This window comes from Glycomyces sp. L485 (assembly GCF_022548875.1).
In the GTDB taxonomy this organism is placed as follows: domain Bacteria; phylum Actinomycetota; class Actinomycetes; order Mycobacteriales; family Micromonosporaceae; genus Glycomyces.
Window position 1 is genome coordinate 1 of record NZ_JAKZEW010000119.1, and the last position, 285, is coordinate 285.

General features: G+C 71.6%; 1 protein-coding gene. It reads left to right on the forward strand.

Going from position 1 to position 285, the window contains the following annotated elements; genetic code table 11:
• Positions 1-285, forward strand: a 285-nt coding sequence (locus L0U85_RS20235) for an IS110 family transposase (protein ID WP_241379570.1), incomplete at both ends; no start/stop codon positions are given.

The following is a 285-nucleotide window of genomic DNA, read 5'->3' on the forward strand; positions in this document are numbered from 1 at the left end:
CGCCGAGCACGCCGCCCTGGCCTCCCAGATCCAGGCCCTGGTCACGCGGGCCGTACCGCAGCTGCTGGTGCCCTTCGGCATCGGGCCCGACACGGCCGCGCAGATCCTCATCGCCGTCGGCGACAACCCCGACCGGATCAGAAGCGAGGCCGCGTTTGCGAAACTCGCCGGCGTCTGCCCGATCCCAGCCGGATCGGGCAAGACCGACGGGCGCCACCGCCTCTTTCGGGGCGGCAACCGACAACTCAACGCCGCGCTCTACCGGGCCGTGCTCACCCGCATGAA